General features: G+C 69.9%; 3 protein-coding genes. All 3 read left to right on the plus strand.

Annotated features, from left to right (window positions below):
• Nucleotides 1-635: sugar ABC transporter permease (locus tag VGD32_RS11495; protein WP_331032022.1), on the plus strand; the 635-nt coding region annotated here is incomplete at its 5' end.
• A complete protein-coding gene (locus VGD32_RS11500; RefSeq protein WP_331032023.1) occupies nt 632-1,456 on the plus strand; it encodes a carbohydrate ABC transporter permease in 825 nt (274 codons plus the stop codon). The genes VGD32_RS11495 and VGD32_RS11500, both read left to right, overlap by 4 nt.
• 6 nt (nt 1,457-1,462) lie before the next feature.
• A partial coding sequence (locus VGD32_RS11505; RefSeq protein WP_331032024.1) for a discoidin domain-containing protein occupies nt 1,463-4,622 on the plus strand: 3,160 nt, incomplete at its 3' end.

The raw sequence follows: 4,622 nt of genomic DNA on the forward strand, positions 1-4,622 counted from the left end.
CGATCGCCGCGTCGCTGGCGGCGGCGGTGATCCTGAATGCGCGGGTGGTGAAATGGCGGCCGCTGTGGCGGGTGATGTTCTTCGCGCCGTATGTGACCACGCTGGTCGCCACCGCGGTGCTGTGGAACTACCTGCTGCACACCCGCTACGGGGTCATCAACTGGGCCATCTCCAGCGTCGGCCTGCCGCCGGTCGACTGGCTGGGCCAGCCGTCGACTTCCATCCCCGCCATCCTGATGTTCGTGGTGTGGAAGATCTTCGGCTACAACATGCTGATCTTCCTGGCCGTTCTTCAGACGGTCCCGGATGACCTGTACGAGGCGGCGCGCATCGACGGGGCCGGGGTGTGGAAGCGGTTCGTGCACGTCACCCTGCCGGCCATCGCCCCGACCCTGCTTCTGGTGTCGATCATCTCGGTGGCCGGCTTCTTCCAGCTGTTCGCCGAGCCCTATGTGATGACCCAGGGCGGACCGGCGCAGAGCACGGTCACGGTGCTCTACTTCATGTACGAAGAGGGCTTCAAATGGTGGAACCTCGGCTCCGCCAGCGCCGTGGCCTTCATCCTGTTCCTGTGCATCCTGGCGGTGACGCTGGTGCAGCTGGCGGTGGCGAAGCGGATGGGGGCCTACGAATGAACGCCCGCCGCGTCAGGATGGTGCTGCTCAACGTGGGCGTGGCGTTCATCGCCCTGCTGGTGCTGTTCCCGCTGCTGTGGATGCTGTCGGTCAGCTTCATGGCGACCGGCGAGGCGGCGACCTTTCCGCCGCCGCTGCTGCCGAAAACGTGGACGCTGGAGCACTACCGCGACCTGTTCGTGACGCAGGGCATGGGCCGTTATCTGTGGAACAGCTTCGCGCTGGCGACGCTGGCGACGGGATTGGCGCTGCTGTTCACCGTGCCGGCCGGCTACGCCTTCGCCAAACTGCGCTTCCGCGGACGCGAGCGGACTTTCCAGCTGTTGGTGGCGGCGCTGGTGGTGCCGGCCCAGATCGGCACCCTGCCGCTGTTCCTGATGCTGAAGGGGATGGGGCTGGTGAACACCTACGCCGGGGCGCTGGTGCCGTGGCTGGCCTCGATCTACGGCCTGTTCCTGGTGCGGCAGTATTCGATGTCGATCCCCGACGAGATGCTGGAGGCGGCGCGGATCGACGGGGCGAGCGAGGGGCAGATCTTCCGCCGCGTGGTGCTGCCGACGCTGCAGCCGATCATCGTGACCCTGGCGCTGTTCGTCTTCCTCGGCAGCTGGAACGACTTCCTGTGGCCGCTGATCATCCTCACCGACCAGTCGAACTATACGCTGCCGGTGGCGCTCGCGGCGCTGTCGCGCGAGCACGTGCAGGACATCGAGATGATGATGGCCGGCGCGGTGATCACGGTCGCGCCGGTGCTAATCCTCTTCCTCGCCCTGCAGCGCTACTACATCCGCGGCATGCTGGCTGGCAGCGTGAAGGGCTAGGGTTCGATGCTCCTTCGTGTCGCGTTGTTCTTCGGTCTGGCTCTCGTGTGGGGTGCTCCCGTCCACGCCCAGACCGGCCGTGTGCTCGACCCGTTCGAGACGCTCGCGCCGTGGTCGGCCGACGCCTCGACCGACGTGTCGTCGGCGATCAGTTCCGTGGCCGGGCGCGACGGACGAGCCATGCGGCTGGACTACGACTTCAACGGGGTGTCCGGCTACGCCTTCGCGGCGCGGGCGATCGACCTGCAGGTCCCCGACAACTACGAGATCAGCTTCTGGCTGCGCGGCGAGATGCAGCCGAACACGCTGGAGATCAAATTCGTCGACGGCTCGGGCGACAATGTCCACTGGCGCCAGGTCCGCGGCTTCAAGGCCAATGCGGCGTGGACGCGCTACACCATCAAGAAGCGCCAGATCGCCTGGGCCTGGGGCCCCAACCCGGATCGAACCTTCCGCGGCGCCGAGCGGATCGAGTTCGTGGTCACGGCCGGGGAGGGCGGCAAGGGCTGGATCGAGATCGACCAGCTGGAGCTGCGCGAACTGCCGCCCGAGCCGGGCGTGCCGCCGCGCCCGCTGGCGAGCGCCACGAGCGAGGACGGGCTGAACGTCGCCGCCCGGGCCGTGGACGACGATCCCGCGACGGCGTGGCGCACAACGGGCGGCGGGGCGCAGAGCCTGACACTGGACCTCGGCTACGAGCGGGAGTTCGGCGGGGTGACCCTGCGCTGGGCAGAGCGGATGGCCGCGTCGCGCTACCGGCTCACGGCCTCATCGGACGGAAGGGAATGGCGCGAGCTGGCGGCGGTGTCGGACGGCGACGGCAGCGTCGACTGGCTGCGCACGCCGGAGGCCTCGGCGCGCTGGCTGCGGCTGGACCTGCTGGCCCCGCGGGAAGAGGCGGGCGTGGTGGGGCAGGCCGGGGCCGGGCAGCGGCTGGGGCAGGCGGCGGCTGACGCCTATGCGCTCAACGCGCTGGAGATCGAGCCGCTGTCGGTCGGCGAGACACCGACCAGCTTCATGCTGGCAGTGGCGAGCGAGAGCCGCCGGGGACTGTATCCGCGCGGCTTCCATGGCGAGCAGCCGTACTGGACCCTGGTCGGGGTCGACGGCGGCGGCGAGAGCGGTCTGATGGGCGAGGACGGCGCGTTAGAGCTGCGCCGGGGCGGGCCGTCGATCGAGCCGTTCGTGATCGACAACGGGCGGGTGGTGACCTGGGCGGACGTGAACATCACCCAAGGCCTGCTGGGCGACGACCTGCCCATGCCGGAGGTGACCTGGACCGGGGATGGCTGGAGCCTGAAGGTCGAGGCGTTCGCGGACGGCGCGCCCGGGAGCGCGCGGCTGTTCGGACGCTATTACCTGACCAACCTGTCCGACGAGCGTCGCGTGATCACGCTGGGGCTGATGGCGCGGCCCTTTCAGGTCAACGGACCGGTGCAGTTCCTGACCACGCCGGGCGGGGTTGGACCGATCCAGCAGGTCGACTGGACCGGGCAGGAGCTGGTGCTCAACGACGCCATTCGCCTCCGCCCGCTGATGCCCGTCGACGCCGTGGCGGCCTCGACATTCGCGGCCGGCGCCGACCCGCAGAGCCTGCTGGCCGACGCGGCGCGGCGGCGCCCGGCCGGGGCGCGTCTGGTGGAAGCCGACGCCGGACTGGCGGCCGGCGCCCTGATCTACGAGCTCGAGCTTCAGCCCGGACAGACGCGGCAGGTCGCGTGGGTCGCTCCGCTGAGCAGTCCCCTGGCGCCGCTTCCGGCGGGGTCCGGCTTCGTCGAGGCGATGCTGGATGAGGTGCAGTCCGCGGTGGCGCTGTCGTGGCGCGAGAAGCTGGACCGCTTCGACCTGACCCTGCCCGGGAGCCAGCAGCACATCGAGGACGTGATGCGCACCTCGCTGGCTCACATGCTGATGTCACGGCAGGGGCCGATCCTGCAGCCGGGCACGCGCAGCTACAATCGCAGCTGGATCCGCGACGGGGCGATGATGGCCGAGGGGCTGAACCGGCTGGGCCATGCCGATCTGTCGGCGGACTATCTGCGCTGGTTCGCGCCGCTGGTGTTCGACAACGGCAAGGTGCCGTGCTGCGCCGACGCGCGGGGCGCCGATCCGGTGCCCGAGAACGACAGCCACGGCGAGTTCATCTTCCTGGCCGCCGAGACCTACCGCTACACCGGCGACGCGGCCCTGCTGCGCGAGGTGTGGCCGCAGGTGCAGGGCGCGATCCGCTACATGGACGAACTGCGCGCCTCGACCCGGACGGCGGAGTTCCAGAATGCCGACAAGCGGCACCTGTTCGGCCTGCTGCCGCCGACCATCAGTCACGAGGGCTATTCGGACCGGCCGGCCTATTCCTACTGGGACGACTTCTGGGGCCTGCTGGGCTATCGGGACGCCGCGTTCATTGCGGGGACGCTGGGCGACGAGGCGGCGGCGGCGCGGTTCCGCGCGTCGGAGGCGGAATTCAGGGCCGATGTGATGGCCTCCATCGAGGCGACGGCGCGGGCGCATGGGATCGACTGGATCGCCGGTGCGGCCGACCGGGGCGACTTCGACGCCACCTCGACCACCATCGCCCTGTCGCCGGCCGGGCTGATCGACGACCTGCCGCAGGATCTGCTGCAGGGCACGTTCGACAAGTGGTGGGAGAATTTCACGGCGCGGCAGGAGAACCGGCAGGGGTGGCGGGACTACACCCCGTACGAACTGCGCAACGTCGGGGCCCTGGTGCGGCTGGGACGGCGCGACGAGGCTCTGCGGGCGCTGGACTTCTACTTCGCCGACATCCGGCCGCGGGCGTGGAACGGCTGGGCCGAGGTGGTCGGTCGCGACAGGCGCGAACCGCGCTTCATCGGCGACATGCCCCATGCCTGGGTCAGTTCGGACTACATCCGCTCAGCCCTGGACCTGCTGGTCTACGAGCGCGACCGGGACCACGCCCTGGTGCTGGCGGCGGGGGCTCCGCTGGCCTGGCTTGACGGCGAGGGGGTCGGAGTGACGAACCTGCCCACGCCCTACGGGCCGCTGACCTACAATCTACGCGGGGACGAGGGCGGGTATGTGCTGACGCTGGACGGGCGGGCGTCGCCGCCGGGCGGCTTCGTTCTGCAGTGGCCGGCGGGCGAGATTGCTCCGGCGCGGGCGCGGATCGACGGACGGGACGTGC

Origin of the sequence: Brevundimonas sp. (genome assembly GCF_036402095.1) — a bacterium.
GTDB lineage: Bacteria > Pseudomonadota > Alphaproteobacteria > Caulobacterales > Caulobacteraceae > Brevundimonas.